Genomic DNA, 16,093 nt, shown 5'->3' on the forward strand with positions numbered 1-16,093 from the left:
CTCATTACCTCCCTACGACACCCATGCCGTTAATGATTTTGTCGAGCATCTCGTCGACCGCCGTGATGTTCCGTGCCGCCGCGTTATAGGCGTGCTGGTACTGGATCATCATCGTCATCTCTTCATCGAGTGAGACCGCGCTTACCGATTGACGGCGCTGGTCTGAGCTCGCCATGAGTGCGAACGTGCTCTTGGCGAGACTACCACTCTGACTTGCTTGGACCGCCATGTTTCCGATGACGTTCTGATAATACTTGCCGATCGATGAATTGGTCGTGACCGATCCTCCGGTAAACGCCAATGCTTGGTTTTTCAAGTCAGCGAGTGCTAACGCCCCGCTACCGTCACCGATATTGCCGTCCTTTGAGGCAGCAATCAAATCAAGATTCTTCATAATGTCATCCCCGACAGTGATTTCAGCGGCACTCGTAATGTTTTCAAAGAATTGATTCGTTCCAGCGGCGCCTGTCGCGTCCATATTTCCACTATGCGCCGAATTGAATGCAGTCGCGAATTGTAGCGCCATCTCATCCAAGTCTTTCAACATGACCGTGAAGGCACCGTCAATCCCTTCACTCCCGCTCTCACCATACATCTCGACGAGTGCTTTCAACTTCCCGTTCGGAATATCGGCGTGGGTGAGCGGCGTAACTGCGCCTGCTGCATCCGTCAATTCAAGGCCGTCAAATTTCCCGACTCCTCCTCCGATAGCGTCAACAAGCGTCACGTTGTTCGGTGCCGCTTTCGTTCCGATATTTACGACGATATCAATCCGTCCTTCAGCCATCCGCTGCGAGTTACCACGCGTCTCCCCGTTCAAGTAATCGACCGGTTTGCGTTCGAACTCAACGTATTGCGCGAGCTCGTCCATGTAGCGATCGCGCTCGTCATATAGTTCGTTCGGTAGAACGCCAAGGGGCTCCGAGTCCCCGATTTGACGGTTGACATCGCTAATCTTCGTCAACAAATCGTTCACTTTCTTGATGACGACGTCCGCTTCTGACTTCAAGTCGTCTTGGACTTTCGTGAGCGAAGACGACATATAGTTGAACGTCTCCGCGAGTGTCATCGCCCGTTGACGCACGACGCTGCGGGCACCGGTGTCGTCCGGGTTGACCGATAAGTCTTGGAGCGCGCCCCAGAACATGTCAAGTGACTTGGCGAGCCCGTTCTCAGACGGCTCGTTGATGATATCTTCCATCCGTCCGAATGCCGCTTGTTTCGTCGCGTAAAATGAGTTTTTGACCGTCTCATCACGATACTGTTGGTCGATCATCAAATCGCGGATGCGGGCGAGCGTCTCCCCGCGGACACCCGTTCCAAACTGTCCGGCCTTCGTACCGCCGAAGTTGACACTAAGCTGTTCGGTCATACCAAGCGTCAATCGTTGACGCGAGTAGCCCGGGTTCGAGGCGTTGGCGATGTTGTTGCCCGTCGCCTGCAGCGCCCACTGGTGCGTCGTCAAACTGCGGCGCGCCGTCTCTAATCCCATAAATGTTGAACCCATGAATGTTCCTCCTTATACGTCACGGCTGAACGAGCGTGTCTCGAACGCCTGTTGCCCGTATGTGAAATCGTCTGCTTCTGGCACGAGCATGTCCAAATGCCAATTGATATACCGGAGCGACTGTTCGAGCAACGTCGCGTTCAGTTCATTCTGTCGCTTCAGTTCGAACAGCACCGGTCGTAGCGCTTCCTTCTCTTCATCGTCCAAAACAAGCAAACCTTGAAGTCGTTCCGTCTCTTTTTGTCCGATTTGTCGGACAATCGTCGCTTCTTCTTTGACGAGCGCGCTGAAAGCGGGCATATCACCTTTGATGAGCAGTTGCTCTTTCGCATAGGCGAGTTCAAGTAAACGTGTATGTAATGTGAGCATAATGGTCTCCTTTTTCCAAAAAAAGAGCTGACTAAAAAGGGATTCCCTTGTCTAGTCAGCTTCCGTGCCGTGTTATAAGTGCGAAGGCCTCAAGCGGACCTCGCTTCCATTCATCCTTGTAGAAAGCGTTTAGCGATGTCGCGCGCGTCCCGTGTATACGTCCCTGCGTTGATCTCCGCCTTCAAGGCGCTGATCTTCTCAAGACGGTCCGGATTTTTCACCGGTTCTTCAAACCGGGCGCGGGCTTCCGCCGATATCGATATTCGGTCCGTTTGGCGTGTTAGCTCGGGCTTCGTCTCGGCTAGCGTTTTCTTCTCGTAAGTGTTCGGTAAATGTACCCACTTTGCAGAATCGATGCGCATGCGTGTCCCCCCTCTTCATGTTGTTAGTCCAAACGATAAGCGCGAACGCTCGTCTTGTTTACACTTGCTTGTAAACCTTGTAGTTCTTGCTGCATCTCTGCCTGACAAGTCGAACAAACTTTTCCTTCGTTCGTCGCCTTGCCGCAGCGCACACAAGCGATGCTCATTGCTGGGTTGTCCTTGATGATCAAGCGTCCTTCATGGATATATCGCGTGATATCAAGTTCGGTGACACCTGTCGCTTCGACTAAGGCCCCGATTGTTACCTGTTTGTTGGCTGGTTCCCGAATGAAGTCCCGAACTTTCAAGAAGTTTTGGAAATCGACTTCACTACATGACGGACAGTACGGTGAGCGGCTTTGTTTCATGAACAAACGCCCACACATCTGACAAGTTGCTGCTTCCAATGTCATTCACCTCTGCCCTTTATATCGGACGCATTTTTGATTTGTTTAGCGCCCGGAACAGGCAAACCGCAGAAACTTCTGCATAGCCGGATTTCTTCAATGTGTACGCTGCTTGATGGAGCGTCGTGCCGGTCGTATAGACGTCGTCGACGAGCACAATTTTCCCATATGTAGTCGCAGCTTGTACAGCAAACGGGTTTGGACGGTGCCGCCTTTCTCCTTTCCCAAATTCACGCTGACTTGAAACCTCTTCTTTTTGAAGGAGTTGTTTTGTCGGTCCGATTAATCGGGAGAGCACGTCTGTCTGGTTGAAGCGACGCGTCAAAAGCCGCTCCTCCCCGAGCGGGATCGGTACGTAGACGACGCCCGGTTCACGCGTCTTTTTGAGCACGTGTGACACGTGACCGACGAGCGCGACGTCCCCGCCGAACTTGAAGCGATGGAGCCACGTCGCACCGGCCTCGTCGTAGGCGTAGAGACAACGGACCGTCAAATCGAGACCGAGCGCGAGCCAACGGACGCAGTCCGGACACGTCTTCCCGTCTTCAGTCGGATGACCGCACCGTGGGCAGCCCGCTTCGAGCGGGGTCAACATCGTTTCACAGTCCAGGCAGACCCAGTCGCGTTTCAATAGCGTCGACGGACTCCACGGCACCGTCATCGGTTGGCGACAGACGAGGCAGTTCATCGCCGGTTCGCCTCCTCGATCGCGCGGATGGTCTGGTCTTGTCGGAACGTCCGCTCGGAATAAAACAAGACGACGTCCCCGGTCGGCGCGTCGTTCTTTCGCCCGGCCCGGCCCGCCATCTGGATGAGGGCACGCGTCGAAAACAGCCGATGGTCACTGTCGAGAATGGCGACATGAACACCACGGACGGTCATGCCGCGTTCCCAAATCGACGTCGCGAGCACGATGCCGTTCGTCGACTCTAGCCACATGAGCGTGTCCGTTCGCTCGTCGGTATCGGCCGAGACGGCCCGGTAGTCGAGCCGGGCCGTCTCAAGCAGTTTTCCATAACGGACAAGGTCCGGTTTCGTCGGGACGAACAACAGGCGCGGCGCCTCATGGCTCCGGCAAAAATTGAGAATGGCGGAATCGGTCTGTTTTACGAGCCGCGGCACCGGCAAGTCGTGGCCGTGGTAGCGGCGCGACAAGTGAATGCTTGGAAATTGTCGCTGCCAGAGAGTCGGTGTCGCCGTCACGAACAAGAAGACACCTTTCCCCGCGCGCCAAAGCGTCCACCAGAGCGACAAGTCGAAGGCGAACGGGAACGCGTCCGACTCGTCGACGAGGACATAATCGAACACGTCGCGCAAATTCACGAGGAGCGGTGCCGTCGCGACGGTGATCATCCCGATCGATTCCTTGTCCCCGCCTCCGTAGCGCCTTGTGACCGGGACGGTGAAGCTTGCCTCGAGCCGGTCGGCCCACTCGATGGCGACGTCACGCCGTGGCGAGACGATCAACACACGCTTCTCTTCATTGACAATGCGAGCGATGACCGGGAACGTCATCTCGGTCTTGCCGGCGCCGCAGACAGCGTGGACGAGACCGGTCTTTCGTTTCTCCCACCACGTGAGCAGTTGCTCGCTGACACGTTGTTGCGCCTCTGCCAACTCGAACGGCATGACGAGTTCAGTCGGTTCGACCGGCGTCGTGACGTCGATCTCTGCTAAAAAGTCACAGCGGCATACCCGCCCGAGGTGCAAGCAATTGCGGCAATACTGACATGCGCCGTGATGACAAGTGAACGCGCGGACATCGGTGCTCAGACAGCGTTGACAGACGCCGAAGCGAATGCCCGGTCTCCCGGTCGGACTAACGACGAGTTGTCCCAATAAAATCAGTCCTTTTTCACTGACACTAGCATATAACCGTTAAATCCACATGTCCTGTTCGTCGATGGAACAGGAACGGTTAATGCTAAGACATCAAGTCATATCATGCGAGAGACGGAGGTGAAGAATAAATTTACCGACTATACTACGAGTAGACCATTCATTGGAAATGAGGAGGATTTCATGTTTAAACGACCTATCCATAACGTACTGACCGGTTTAGGAATGTTCGGTATTTTTTTGACAGGATGGTGGCTATGGTATGTCTTTGACGGAAGCGATAAAGCGGAACAACGCGCGATTGAAGCGGCACAGAATTATGTCGATGTAACGTATTCAAACACGTCATTTTACGTAGTAGACGTGATGTACTTATCACTCTACGATCCGAAATACTATGTAAGGATGGCGTCCAAAACAAGCGCCGACACCGAATTCATGGTACGAATCACTCGAAGCGGGAAAGTCGTCGATGACAGCTATGAAGAAGACGTCGTCTCAAAGGAAAATACATACCAACGAATCAGCAAGGCTTATGCAGTTGCCGTTCAAACGTCAATCGGACCAACATTTTCAGACCGAATCGATATCATTACTGAAATCCCTCACTCAAACTGGGAGGCAGATGTCGAAAATGGGATTGATCTCAATGACTTACATATCGACCAACCCGTCGACCTCGAGTTTTACGGGGCTCGCTACGGTATACTCTTTCTGCATGCGGAAAGCAAATCTTATTCGTATGAAGAAGTGGTGGATGTCTTGCATGAACTGAAGTATGTCGCTGACAAAAACAATATCCATTTCCATTCCATCAAACTCCAAATTACGATTGAGGGAACCGATCGTTATGCTGAGGGTATCCTATACGATGATATCGATTCACCTTATCTATTAGAACGGTTAAAGCAACGCATGGACGACTAAAAAGGTTCATCCGACTCAAATGGATGAACCTTTTTCTTATGCCGTTTTAATGTCAGGGTGGATGATGAGTCGTACCCGTTCCTCATGATCCTCTATCATCTGATGACGGTCAGCATGTAACGGTCGAACTCATCACTAATTTCCCCGACAATCTCTTCGAGCAAGTCCTCGAGCATAATGAGACCGGATGTTCCGCTATATTCGCTGAGAACGATAGCGATATGCGTCCGAACCTCACGCATCTGTTTCAATTTCCCCTCATTTATGCTTGTAGAACATGATCGCTTCATAAGCCCGGAGCGACAGTGTCGTTCCGTCGAGCTGCGGCACGTCGTAGTTATGGCTGACGACGTCGGCGCATGTGAACCGTTCCGGGATCTCATACGTCGTCTCGGGCCCATAGAAATTGGCGACGACGAGCACTTCTTCATCGTCCGTCTTCCGCGTGTACGCCCAGACGTCTAGGTCCTGTTTCGTCAACAGCGTATAGTCCCCGTCCGTCAACACGTCGAGCTCTTTACGGAGCGAGATCAAGTTCTTGTAGTGGTAGAACACCGAATCCGGGTCGTCGAGCGCCGTCTCAACGTTGACCTCCGTATAGTTCGGTGCCACGTTGATCCACGGTGTGCCGCTCGTGAAGCCGGCGTGCGGCGTCGCGTCCCACTGCATCGGCGTCCGTGAGTTGTCACGTGACTTCTGTTTGATAGCTGCTATCATGTCCTCGTGCGACACGCCCTCGTCGCGCTTCAACTTGTAGATGTTGAGCGTCTCGATGTCGCGGTACTCGTCAAGCGAGTCAAACCCTGGGTTCGTCATCCCGATCTCTTCGCCTTGATAGATGTACGGCGTCCCTTGCAGGCCGTGGAGCACCGTCGCGAGCATCTTGGCGCTCTCGACGCGGTAATCGGTGTCGTTGCCGAAGCGGCTGACGACGCGCGGCTGGTCGTGGTTGCACCAGAAGATGGCGTTCCAGCCCTTGCCGTGCATCCCTTCCTGCCACGTCGACATGATGTCTTTCAGCTGCACGAAATCGAACGGTGCGGCGACGAACTTCTCGCCGTTCGGGTAATCGACTTTCAAGTGGTGGAAGCTGAACGTCATGCTGAGCTCACGCTCGTCCGGGCTCGAGTAGCGAACGCAATGGTCGAGCGTCGTCGACGACATCTCGCCGACCGTGATGACGTCATGCCCGTCGAACACTTCGCGGTTCATCTCTTTCAAGAACTCATGGATGCGCGGTCCGTCCGTATAGAACTTGCGGCCGTCCGAGTCGTCCTCCGGGAAGTCCTGTTGCTTCGAAATCAAGTTGATTACGTCGAGACGGAACCCTTTGATGCCTTTCTCGCGCCAGAAGCGCATCATCTCATAGACGTCCTCACGCATCTGTTCGTTCTCCCAGTTCAAGTCGGCCTGCGTCTCGTCGAACAAGTGGAGGAAGTACTGGCCGCTCTTGTCGTCGTACTTCCAGGCGTTGCCCCCGAACTTCGACTCCCAGTTCGTCGGTTCGTCGCGCCAAATGTAATAGTCCCGGTAACGTTCGTCACCGGCGAGCGATTTTTGGAACCACTCATGCTCGGTCGACGAGTGGTTGACGACGATGTCCATCATCAGTCCGATCCCGCGCGCCTCGGCCTCGCGGACGAGCTCGTCAAGGTCTTCCAACGTCCCGTACGACGGGTCGATCGCGTAATAGTCGCTCACGTCGTACCCGTTATCGTTTTGCGGCGATTTGTACACCGGTGTCATCCAAATATATTCGATGCCGAGATCGGCCAGATAATCGAGTTTCGACGTCACTCCTTTGATCGAGCCGGTAGCGTTGCCTTCCGGGCTGTAAAAGCTTTTCGGATAGATTTGATAGACGACTGATTTGCGCCAGTTTGTTTGTGTCATGAACGACAGCTCCTTTTGTAAGAGTTTTCATTTCGATAGGAAAAGGGGAAGAACCTCCGTCCCTCCCCCTGATGACTCCCGATATTAAGCGACTTTGTTTTCTTTGAGTTCGCCTTTTTTCATGTAGCGTTTCGACAAGGCGAATGTGAGCACGAACGGGACGACGATCGCGATGATCATCCCGACGATGAAGAGCAAGATCTTGTCCGTGAAGATCGACAGGAAGCCAGGGAGTCCCCCGACGCCGATACCGATCGCTTGAACATCGTTCAGTGTGATGAAGACGGCGGCAATCGCCGACCCGATCATCGCTGAGTAGAACGGGAATTTGTTCGGCAAGTTCACCCCGAACATGGCTGGCTCGGTGATCCCGAAGTAAGCCGAGATTGCTGACGTCGATGCCATACTCTTTTGTTTGGCGTTGTGTTTATAGACGAAGAACATCGCGAGCGCCGCCGAACCTTGAGCGATGTTCGACAGAGCGAGCATCGGCCAGATGAACGTGCCGCCTGTCTCCGCAATCAGCTGAAGATCGATCGCGATGAACAAGTGGTGCATCCCCGTGACGACGAGCGGTGCGTAGAACAAACCGAACAACAGTGCGCCGACGACCGGCACGACTTCGAACACGTTGACGAGACTCGTCGCGATGACGTTCCCGATTCCGCGTGTGACCGGTCCGACAATCGCAAGGGCGAGAAAACCTGTGACGACGATTGTCGTGATCGGCACGACGAGCAGTTGGATCGCGTTTGGAACATGTTTTTTCAAGAAGATCTCGATATGGCTCAAAATGAAGGCCGCGGCCAAAATCGGCAAGATTTGACCTTGATAGCCGACTTTCTCGATTTCGAACAGCCCGAGGATGTCGAAGGTCGGGATATCGCCTTCAAGCGCCGCTTGCCCGTAACCCCATGCGTTCAACAAGTCCGGGTGGACGAGCAGTAGACCCATGACGATACCAAGTACTTCGCTGCCGCCAAAACGCTTCGTCGCCGACCAACCGACGAGTGCCGGTAGGAAGACGAACGCCGTGTTCGCCATCATGTTGATGAGGTCCCATAAACCTTGCAAGTTCGGATACGCCTCGATGAGCGTCGCATCGTCGACGAACAGTCCTTCCGACGCGAGCAAGTTGTTGATCCCCATCAAGAGACCGGCGACAATGATGGCCGGGATGATTGGCATGAACACGTCTGAGAACACTTTGACGAGTTTTTGGAGCGGGTTCATCTTCTTACCGCCGGACGATTTGACTTCAGCGACCGTTGCCGCCTCGAGCCCGGCGAGTTTGATGAACTCGGCGTAGACGCGCTCGACGTCCCCGGCACCGATGACGACTTGGTACACGCCCGAGTTCTCGAACGCCCCTTTGACGAGATCGGCTTCTTTTACTTTTGCCTCATTGACGAGCGACTGGTCTTTCAGTGAGAGACGGAGTCGCGTGACACAGTGTGCCGCTTTATCGACGTTATCCTTGCCACCGATGGCTTCTAGGATATCCGCGGCGATTTGACGATAATCTGCCTTCATAAGATAGGCCTCCTTTGTTTGAAAGCGTTTTTTGAGAACGGTTACATATGATTACAAACAAAGTTTAACTTATATAGATGAGTTCTGTCAACAACTTATCTATATAAGTTTACCGTGACGAATATGTGACAAGCGTTCACTAATTTTGTTCCCTCTCCTCTCGATTCAAAACGACAAAAAAGACCCCTTCTTGAAGAAGGAGCCTTATCGGCGAGCCACATCGCTGAACTGAAACTTGTCGAGCCGGTGACGGGACTCGGTATATTCGAACTGTCTGCCCTCGTATAAGAACGTGTCGTTCGTAATGACGATGACGTATTCGTAATCGTGAAGATCGAGGCGTGACCGATCAAGCTCGGTCACGTCCTCGGCCGCGATTTTCCGCTTCGCGTAGCTGATCTGTTGCCCGAGCTCACGCTCGACGTATTGATAAATCGAGTGCTCGGCAATCTGTTTTGTCAGACCGGGGACGAGGTCTTTGACGAAATAGTTCACGTCTAAAATGACGTTCTCCCCGTCGAAGTTGCGGACCCGTTCAATCCGGTAGACGAGCGTGGCGGGCTCAAGACCCATCCGCTCGGCGAGCCAGCCTGGTGCCTCGATTTCCTCGAACGAGACGACGCTCGTCTCGATCGAACGGCCGAGCATGCTGGCGTATATTTCCGAGAAGCTGACGATGCCGTTGAACTGGAACTCGATCTGGTCGCGGCGTAGCACGAACACGCCTTTACCGTGATGTTTGCGGACGTAGCCGTGCTCTTGGAGCAGATCGAGCGCCTTACGGACCGTGCCCCGGCTTGCATTGTATTCATGCATGAGTTCTGTCTCCGACGGCAGTTTCGACTCCGCCTCGTACTCACCCGTTTTCATCCGCTCGGCGAGCCGTTCATAGATTTGACGATACTTGGCCACAAGCCCACTCCTTTCTTCATCGAAAAAGACGACCATGCGGCCGTCTTCTGTTTAGCGTTCGCGGTGATACCACGTGATGCCGATTGCGCCAGGTCCAAGGTGTGTCCCGATGACAGGTCCGAAATGACCGCCCGTGACTTGCGCTTGCGGAAACTTCTGTTTCATCGAGGCAATTTCTTCGGCCTGACGTTCCGGGCAGTTGGCGTGGATGATGCCGATGCAATAGCCGGCGCCGTCACCGACGATTGATTGGTCCATCATCTCTTCGATGCGACGGACCGCCTTCTTGTAAGTCCGGATCTTCTCGAACGGGACGATCTGTCTATCCTGAAAATGAAGGACCGGCTTGATCTGCAGGAACGAGCCGACGAGCGCTTGCGCCGCGCTGAGCCGTCCGCCCCGTTGGAGGTGGTCGAGGTCATCGACGACGAAATAGGCACGGATCCGTTCACGCGTCTTCTCGAGATGCTGCATGATCTCCTCGGCCGAGGAACCATTGTCACGCATATGGACGGCCTCTTCGACGAGAAACGCCTGAGGCATGCACGAGATCTCCGAGTCGAACGCGTGCACGTTGACATCGACCATGTTGTTCAAGGCGATCATCGATTGATACGTCCCGCTGATCCCGCTCGAGAGCGTGATGGCGATGACGTCGGTCACTTCAGCCGGAAGGCTGTCGATCAGTTCGACCGTCTCCCCGATGATCGGTTGCGATGTCGTCGGCAAATTCCCCGCCTCGATCCGTTCATAAAACGCCTCCGTCGTGATATCGACGGCCTCACGGAACGATTCTCTGCCAAAGATTACACTGAGCGGTGCGACGTGGACGTCGTGGCGCTCACAAAAATCGGCTGGCAAATAGGCGGTACTGTCGGTCAAAATCGCTATGTTTCCCATACTATATCCTCACTTTACATCGTTTCGTTTTTCCAATTGAATTAAGATTCCATTCCATATTGTAGCACAAAAGCGATGTATTGCATCGGTCGAGGTCAAATCTCGACCCACCCGCGGCGGATCGCATCGACGACGGCTTGCGTCCGGTCGTTTACTTCCATTTTGCGTAGGACCGACGAGACATGGTTCTTGACAGTTTTCTCACTGATGAACAGCATGTCGCTAATGTCGCGGTTCGAGCGGCCATCGGCGAGCAAGTGGAGCACTTCGACCTCACGGCGCGACAGCAACCGATAGACGGGATCGTCCATCCGGTTCACGACGTTCCGTTCGGCTTGTTCTCCTTTGAACTGGAGCAGGCGACGGTAATCCTTCAACACGTTCGTCGTCACTTTCGGATGCAAGTACGCCCCGTCTTTCGCGACCGAACGGACGGCCGAGATGAGTTCGCTTGAAGCGACTTCCTTCAACAGGAAGCCCGATGCCCCGGCCTCGAGCGCATGCGTTATGTAAGATTCGTCGTCATGGATCGACAGGATGAGGACGCGCGTGTCCGAGGATGCCGCGGTCAACTGTTTCGTCGCCTCGATCCCGTTCAAGTCCGGCATGTTGATATCGAGGATCATGATCTCCGGTTTCTCCTCTTTGGCGATGCGGATCGCATCAGCACCCGTCCGCCCTTCAGCGATGACGGTGAACTCGTCTTCTAAATCAAAGATCCGCTTCAAGCCCTCGCGAAACAGCTCATGGTCATCGACGATTGCGATGCGGATTGTATTTGTCATTTCCATCGTACACTCCCCTTTATCTGTATTACAAAATCGGGATCGACATGCGGACGACCGTCCCTTTGCCGATTTCCGAATCAATATTGATACTGCCATCCACAAGATCGATCCGTTCGCGCATCCCAACGATGCCGAACGACTCTTGTCCGATCATACTCGGCACGAAGCCGACCCCGTGATCGCGCACATGAATGTGAATCACGTCTAGCGCTTGCTCGACGTTGACGATGATTTCCGTCGTCTTTGAATGCTTGATCGCATTTTGGACCGCCTCTTGGACGAGCCGGAAGACGTTGATCTCGAGTTTTTCCGAGAGACGCGCCCGGTTGCCGCGGTAGTTGAGCCGCGTCTTGATCGCCGTATACTCTTCCGTCTGATGTAAATAACGCTCGAGCGTCGGCAAGAAGCCAAGGTCGTCAAGCGACATCGGCCGCAGGTCGTAAATTAAGCGCCGTACGTCGACGAGCGCCCCGCGAATCAGCCGTTTCAGCTCGTGCAGTTCGGCGAACGCCTCTTCCTTGCCTCTTCGGTCGAACGTCTTCTCAATCAAGTCGGCCCGAATCAAAATATGAGCAAGCGATTGCGCGGGGCCGTCATGCATTTCCCGGGCCAGATGACGCCGCTCACGCTCAGCCGCCTCGAAGACGCTGATCGCCATCTCTTGCTTCTTCATCATGTCCGAATACTCTTGCTGCAGGTCGTCGCGTAAAAAGTTGAGGACGACCGAGACGCGGCTGACTAACCGGTCCGCCCGCTCCATCGTATCCTGAAGGGAGAGTAATCGCCGTTCGAGGTCGTTTCGGCGCTGCTGGCTCGCCATCTCCTCTTTCTGGATGAGGAACCGCTCGAGCTGCATCTGGTTGGCGAGTTCATACGCCTCGCGGATCTCTTGCTCACTATGTATGTGGAACTTCTTACTCACTTGAACGAGTTTATTCTTCGCCGCTTTCACTAATAGATCGAGGCGCTCGGACTCTTGAATGTGAAACTCGATCTTTTGCGTCAACTCTTTTAACTCAGTTTGGATTAACGAATATTCATTAGCTGAATTTTCAGTTATACGGACGATCTCCTCTTTACTCTCCGTCACCGTATCAATCATATTTGTTATGATATGCTCTAATGCTGTACGATCGGTAATATGATTCACGATGCCATCCCCTAATAGTTCGGTAGTAAGTCCTCATTTATTTCTATTATCGACTGCAGAAGCGTTCGTTTCCAGTAAGAATCAGAGGCTATCTTCACAATTCGCCACATAATCTACAGACGCCTACTCGATTTCAAAAAAAATACGTGAAAATAGAAAGGAGAATTTTCAGAAATGTCTACTGAACAAAATTATACTATAAAACAAGACGGAGAATACGAGGTCGTCATACAAAAATCAAAATTTATCGCTCACTTTAAACGCGTCACGACCGAAGCGGAAGCCCAGACGTTCATCCAAACAATCAAAAAAGCGCATTGGAGCGCCAATCATAATTGTTCGGCCTACATCATCGGAGCTCGGAACGAATTCCAAAAAGCGAACGATGACGGCGAGCCGAGCGGGACGGCCGGTTTGCCGATGCTCGAAGTGCTCCGTAAACGCAATTTGAAAGACACGGTCGTCGTCGTCACCCGCTACTTCGGCGGCATCAAGCTCGGCGGCGGCGGACTCATCCGCGCCTACGGCGGGACGGTGAGCGAAGGGCTCGACGCGGTCGGGATCGTCGAACGGCTGCCGATGCAACGTCTCACGCTCACGGTCGACTACGGATGGATCGGGAAAGTCGAGAACGAGCTCCGCCAGTCTGCTTATTTGCTTGACGAGATTGTATATGCCGACACCGTCACGTTCCACATCTCGGTCCCGGTCGAAACGACCGAGGAAGCGCTCGCCTGGCTCGTCGACTTGACGAACGGTCAAGGCGGACTCGAGACCCAGGACGTCCGTATCATCGAACGTGATTTTGTGCGCTAGGTCCCGTATACTAAAAGAAATGACTGAAATGAGGAGACAACATGGAACAAGACTCCCGTAAGAAACGCTCCGTGTGGAAAATCGGTCTGCTCGTGCTTGGCCTCGTCCTGCTGATCGGTAGTTCGGCCTTCGGCTACTTCGTCTTCAAGGCGAACGAGACGGCAGAGAACACGAACAGCGAACTGGCACGCGGCGACAAATCGGAACGCCGCGACGACACAATCGATTTGACAAAAAATCACTTCTCCGTCCTGCTTGCCGGCGTCGATGGCGGTGCCTCGCTCGAAGAAGGACGGACCGATTCACTGATGGTGGCGACGTTTAACAAGGAATCTCGCCAAGTGACGCTCGTCAGTATCCCCCGCGACGCGTACGTCGATATCGTCACGGAGGACGGCGAGTTCAAGGACAAGATCAACCATGCGTATGCGTACGGCGGCATCGACACGACAATCGCCACGGTTGAGACGCTGTTTGACATCCCGATTGATTATTACGCGACGATCAACTTTGACGGCATCGAAGACCTCGTCGATGCGGTCGGCGGCGTCGAAGTCGACGTGTTGATCCCGATCTCAGGACAGGCCACCGGAAACGTCGAGCTCGAACCGGGCGTCCAGATGCTAGACGGCAAGGAAGCACTCGCCTATGCCCGCATGCGGAAAGACGACCCTGAAGGCGACATCGGCCGGGCCAAGCGCCAACAACAAGTGCTCGAGGCCATCATCAACGAGGCGACGACAATCAATTCGTTCACGAAGCTCAACCGGATCATGACTGCGGTCGGGAATAATATCCGAACGAACATGTCGCTCTCCGAGGCGTCCCAGCTCCAGCCGTATACGAAATCGCTCCGCTCGTTCAACCAAGAGACGCTAGAGGGCGGCGACTTGACGATCGGCGGCGTCTACTATTATGAGTTGGATCAGGCGGATTTGAACGATAAGCGGGCACTGTTGAAAACAGAGCTCGGTCTTCCCGTCACGGCCGAAGACAGTGAACCTGACCCAGGCGACGGTTTTAGCGAGACGACGACGTACTGACCTAAAAAAACGACCAAGGACATGGCGTCCTTGGTCGTTTCTATGTGTATATCCAAGTCACGTCTTCGCCCGGCCGAGCAGGCGGCGTGACGTCTGGATGATCGGTTTGTAGTTCGGGTGGATTAACTCCGTCGACTCGACGATCAGTTCGATGACGATCAAGACGATGACGAACGTGATGACGGCACCGACCATCGTCGTCTTCGCGAAAAGAATCGAGGCGATGCCGAAGAAGAACGTCATCCCGTACATGAGGAGCACCGCTTGGCGCGTCGTGAACCCCATATCGATCAATTGGTGGTGCATGTGTGACTTGTCAGGCGACATCGGCGGGCGCCCTTGGACGAGCCGACGAACGATCGCGAAGATCGTATCCGAGATCGGCAGTCCGAGCAAGAGGACCGGCACGACGAGCGAGAACAGTGTCACGTTCTTGAAGCCGATCAGCGAGAACACGGCGAGCATGTAGCCGAGGAAGAGCGCACCCGTGTCCCCCATGAATATCTTCGCCGGGTAGAAGTTGTGGACGAGGAACCCGAGCGTGCTCGCGAGCAGCAAGAGCGCCATCATCGTCAAATAGACGTTCCCTTGAATGATGGCTAGGAGCGCGATCGTCCCGAGCGCGATGCTCGAGACCCCGGCGGCGAGACCGTCGAGGCCGTCGATCAAGTTGATCGCGTTCGTGATCCCGATCAACCAAAGCACCGTCACCGGGATGCTCCAAGCGCCGAGATAGAGCTGTTGGTCGAACGGCAAGTTGATGAGTTCGATCCGCATCCCGGCGTTCAAGACGACGACCGTCGCGATCATCTGCCCCATCAACTTGATGCGGGCGTTCAACTGGAACCGGTCGTCGATCAGGCCGGTCAAGATGATGATGACCGCTCCGATCAAGATGGCCTCGTTATAACGGCTCGTCGGCAATAACAAGGCGTAGCCGATCAGGAAGGCGATGAAGATAGCGAGGCCGCCGATTCGCGGCATCGTCCGTAAATGTACTTTTCGGGCGTTCGGGTGATCGACCGCTCCGATCAGAAAAGCGAACCGGCGAACGAGCGGCGTGATCAAGATGGCCATCACAAAACTGACCAACATGGCAATCCATAACATGGCCAACGTTCCTCTCTCAAAAAAATATACTCTGGCGAATTATAGCATATTTCCCGTCATCAAATTCGTATCAGAAATGTTACAGCAAAAAAATCCGACGAGCCGTCTCGTCGGATAAAGGTCAAGCGTGTGCCGGTTCAGTCGTGACTTCTTCAGCTGATGCATATGTATATAGTCCGCGTCCGACTTTCTTGATTTCTGGGTTGACCGATTCGATCTTCACCATCAATTGGTAGATGTTGCTAATATGGTGACGATAACGAAGCTCGAGCTCCATCTGGATGTCACGCACACTCATCGTCTTCCGTTCTTTCAAAAGGTCTGTTACCTGATGGACGTAAACCTCGAGCGGATAACGTTGATTGACGCGACGTGGGCGCAGCCGTTTCGACGGGTCTGTCGACAGCTCCTCTTCCCGTTTGTCCCGGCTCAGTTCAGAAATTAAATATTCGGCCCGGCGCTGTAATTGACGATACGACTCCTCGATCTCCATCAGTTCGCGATAGATATGTTCGTTGACGTTCGTAGATTCCATAC

General features: G+C 53.9%; 17 protein-coding genes and 1 pseudogene. 3 read left to right on the forward strand and 15 right to left on the reverse strand.

Annotated elements, in window-relative coordinates; all coding sequences use genetic code 11:
- Positions 1–4 precede the first annotated feature (4 nt).
- The 6 genes from flgK to EVJ22_RS03435 form a co-directional block, all read right to left on the reverse strand.
- A complete protein-coding gene (gene flgK, locus EVJ22_RS03410) occupies positions 5–1,507 on the reverse strand; it encodes a flagellar hook-associated protein FlgK (RefSeq protein WP_199749303.1) in 1,503 nt (500 codons plus the stop codon).
- A 12-nt stretch (positions 1,508–1,519) separates the two neighbouring features.
- A complete protein-coding gene (gene flgN, locus EVJ22_RS03415; protein ID WP_131443238.1) occupies positions 1,520–1,876 on the reverse strand; it encodes a flagellar export chaperone FlgN in 357 nt (118 codons plus the stop codon).
- 110 nt (positions 1,877–1,986) lie between these two features.
- Positions 1,987–2,238 (reverse strand): flagellar biosynthesis anti-sigma factor FlgM, encoded by a 252-nt coding sequence (locus EVJ22_RS03420; protein WP_016509310.1) that lies wholly within the window; start codon positions 2,236–2,238, stop codon positions 1,987–1,989.
- Between the two features lie 23 nt (positions 2,239–2,261).
- A complete protein-coding gene (locus tag EVJ22_RS03425) occupies positions 2,262–2,606 on the reverse strand; it encodes a flagellar protein (protein WP_084812947.1) in 345 nt (114 codons plus the stop codon).
- A gap of 58 nt (positions 2,607–2,664) precedes the next feature.
- Positions 2,665–3,333 (reverse strand): ComF family protein, encoded by a 669-nt coding sequence (locus EVJ22_RS03430; RefSeq protein ID WP_071398016.1) that lies wholly within the window; start codon positions 3,331–3,333, stop codon positions 2,665–2,667.
- A complete protein-coding gene (locus EVJ22_RS03435) occupies positions 3,330–4,484 on the reverse strand; it encodes a DEAD/DEAH box helicase family protein (protein WP_131443240.1) in 1,155 nt (384 codons plus the stop codon). Before EVJ22_RS03435 ends, EVJ22_RS03430 begins: the two co-directional genes overlap by 4 nt.
- 183 nt (positions 4,485–4,667) lie before the next feature.
- Here EVJ22_RS03435 and EVJ22_RS03440 point away from each other — a divergent pair, with 183 nt between their 5' ends.
- The gene (locus EVJ22_RS03440) at positions 4,668–5,411 is read left to right on the forward strand and encodes a hypothetical protein (protein WP_131443242.1); all 744 of its coding nucleotides are present in this window, start codon (positions 4,668–4,670) and stop codon (positions 5,409–5,411) included.
- A gap of 122 nt (positions 5,412–5,533) precedes the next feature.
- Here EVJ22_RS03440 and EVJ22_RS03445 read toward each other — a convergent pair.
- From EVJ22_RS03445 to EVJ22_RS03475, 7 genes and pseudogenes are all read right to left on the reverse strand, one after another.
- Positions 5,534–5,662: pseudogene (locus EVJ22_RS03445) on the reverse strand (transporter associated domain protein); the annotation flags it as partial.
- Between the two features lie 7 nt (positions 5,663–5,669).
- The gene (gene treC / locus EVJ22_RS03450; RefSeq protein ID WP_131443244.1) at positions 5,670–7,304 is read right to left on the reverse strand and encodes an alpha,alpha-phosphotrehalase; all 1,635 of its coding nucleotides are present in this window, start codon (positions 7,302–7,304) and stop codon (positions 5,670–5,672) included.
- An 84-nt stretch (positions 7,305–7,388) separates the two neighbouring features.
- Positions 7,389–8,837: a PTS system trehalose-specific EIIBC component gene (gene treP / locus EVJ22_RS03455; protein WP_071398020.1), complete on the reverse strand. Its 1,449-nt coding sequence runs from the start codon at positions 8,835–8,837 to the stop codon at positions 7,389–7,391.
- A gap of 204 nt (positions 8,838–9,041) precedes the next feature.
- Positions 9,042–9,785, reverse strand: coding sequence for a trehalose operon repressor (treR, locus tag EVJ22_RS03460; RefSeq protein ID WP_131443246.1), 744 nt, complete (start codon positions 9,783–9,785; stop codon positions 9,042–9,044).
- 15 nt (positions 9,786–9,800) lie between these two features.
- Positions 9,801–10,649 carry a DegV family protein gene (locus tag EVJ22_RS03465; protein ID WP_071398022.1) on the reverse strand — a complete coding sequence of 283 codons (849 nt, stop codon included), beginning with the start codon at positions 10,647–10,649 and terminating at the stop codon, positions 9,801–9,803.
- 95 nt (positions 10,650–10,744) lie between these two features.
- The gene (locus EVJ22_RS03470) at positions 10,745–11,440 is read right to left on the reverse strand and encodes a response regulator transcription factor (protein ID WP_131443248.1); all 696 of its coding nucleotides are present in this window, start codon (positions 11,438–11,440) and stop codon (positions 10,745–10,747) included.
- A gap of 22 nt (positions 11,441–11,462) precedes the next feature.
- Positions 11,463–12,587 carry a sensor histidine kinase gene (locus EVJ22_RS03475; RefSeq protein WP_173647372.1) on the reverse strand — a complete coding sequence of 375 codons (1,125 nt, stop codon included), beginning with the start codon at positions 12,585–12,587 and terminating at the stop codon, positions 11,463–11,465.
- Positions 12,588–12,761: 174 nt separating this feature from the next.
- Here EVJ22_RS03475 and EVJ22_RS03480 point away from each other — a divergent pair, with 174 nt between their 5' ends.
- Together EVJ22_RS03480 and EVJ22_RS03485 are read left to right on the forward strand one after the other, a co-directional pair.
- Entirely contained in the window at positions 12,762–13,403 is a 642-nt protein-coding gene (locus tag EVJ22_RS03480) for a YigZ family protein (protein ID WP_071398023.1), read from the forward strand.
- Positions 13,404–13,444: 41 nt separating this feature from the next.
- Positions 13,445–14,446 (forward strand): LCP family protein, encoded by a 1,002-nt coding sequence (locus tag EVJ22_RS03485; protein ID WP_131443250.1) that lies wholly within the window; start codon positions 13,445–13,447, stop codon positions 14,444–14,446.
- A gap of 57 nt (positions 14,447–14,503) precedes the next feature.
- Here EVJ22_RS03485 and EVJ22_RS03490 read toward each other — a convergent pair whose 3' ends face one another.
- Together EVJ22_RS03490 and EVJ22_RS03495 are read right to left on the reverse strand one after the other, a co-directional pair.
- The gene (locus tag EVJ22_RS03490) at positions 14,504–15,556 is read right to left on the reverse strand and encodes a glycosyltransferase family 4 protein (RefSeq protein ID WP_070328629.1); all 1,053 of its coding nucleotides are present in this window, start codon (positions 15,554–15,556) and stop codon (positions 14,504–14,506) included.
- Between the two features lie 121 nt (positions 15,557–15,677).
- Positions 15,678–16,091: a Rok-like winged helix domain-containing protein gene (locus EVJ22_RS03495; protein ID WP_071398026.1), complete on the reverse strand. Its 414-nt coding sequence runs from the start codon at positions 16,089–16,091 to the stop codon at positions 15,678–15,680.
- Positions 16,092–16,093 lie beyond the last annotated feature (2 nt).

Origin of the sequence: Exiguobacterium sp. SH0S7, assembly GCF_004337195.1 — a bacterium.
In the GTDB taxonomy this organism is placed as follows: domain Bacteria; phylum Bacillota; class Bacilli; order Exiguobacteriales; family Exiguobacteriaceae; genus Exiguobacterium; species Exiguobacterium aurantiacum_A.

Bases quoted from the DNA above. Each gene is read 5' to 3' on its own strand.
- EVJ22_RS03430 (WP_071398016.1), bottom strand. From the start codon at position 3,333: ATGAACTGCCTCGTCTGTCGCCAACCGATGACGGTGCCGTGGAGTCCG.
- EVJ22_RS03465 (WP_071398022.1), bottom strand. From the start codon at position 10,649: ATGGGAAACATAGCGATTTTGACCGACAGTACCGCCTATTTGCCAGCC.
- EVJ22_RS03425 (WP_084812947.1), bottom strand. From the start codon at position 2,606: ATGAAACAAAGCCGCTCACCGTACTGTCCGTCATGTAGTGAAGTCGAT.
- EVJ22_RS03440 (WP_131443242.1), top strand. From the start codon at position 4,668: ATGTTTAAACGACCTATCCATAACGTACTGACCGGTTTAGGAATGTTC.
- treC (WP_131443244.1), bottom strand. From the start codon at position 7,304: ATGACACAAACAAACTGGCGCAAATCAGTCGTCTATCAAATCTATCCG.
- treR (WP_131443246.1), bottom strand. From the start codon at position 9,785: ATGGTCGTCTTTTTCGATGAAGAAAGGAGTGGGCTTGTGGCCAAGTAT.
- flgK (WP_199749303.1), bottom strand. From the start codon at position 1,507: ATGGGTTCAACATTTATGGGATTAGAGACGGCGCGCCGCAGTTTGACG.
- EVJ22_RS03495 (WP_071398026.1), bottom strand. From the start codon at position 16,091: ATGGAATCTACGAACGTCAACGAACATATCTATCGCGAACTGATGGAG.
- EVJ22_RS03480 (WP_071398023.1), top strand. From the start codon at position 12,762: ATGTCTACTGAACAAAATTATACTATAAAACAAGACGGAGAATACGAG.
- flgN (WP_131443238.1), bottom strand. From the start codon at position 1,876: ATGCTCACATTACATACACGTTTACTTGAACTCGCCTATGCGAAAGAG.
- EVJ22_RS03420 (WP_016509310.1), bottom strand. From the start codon at position 2,238: ATGCGCATCGATTCTGCAAAGTGGGTACATTTACCGAACACTTACGAG.
- EVJ22_RS03490 (WP_070328629.1), bottom strand. From the start codon at position 15,556: ATGTTATGGATTGCCATGTTGGTCAGTTTTGTGATGGCCATCTTGATC.
- EVJ22_RS03485 (WP_131443250.1), top strand. From the start codon at position 13,445: ATGGAACAAGACTCCCGTAAGAAACGCTCCGTGTGGAAAATCGGTCTG.
- treP (WP_071398020.1), bottom strand. From the start codon at position 8,837: ATGAAGGCAGATTATCGTCAAATCGCCGCGGATATCCTAGAAGCCATC.
- EVJ22_RS03470 (WP_131443248.1), bottom strand. From the start codon at position 11,440: ATGGAAATGACAAATACAATCCGCATCGCAATCGTCGATGACCATGAG.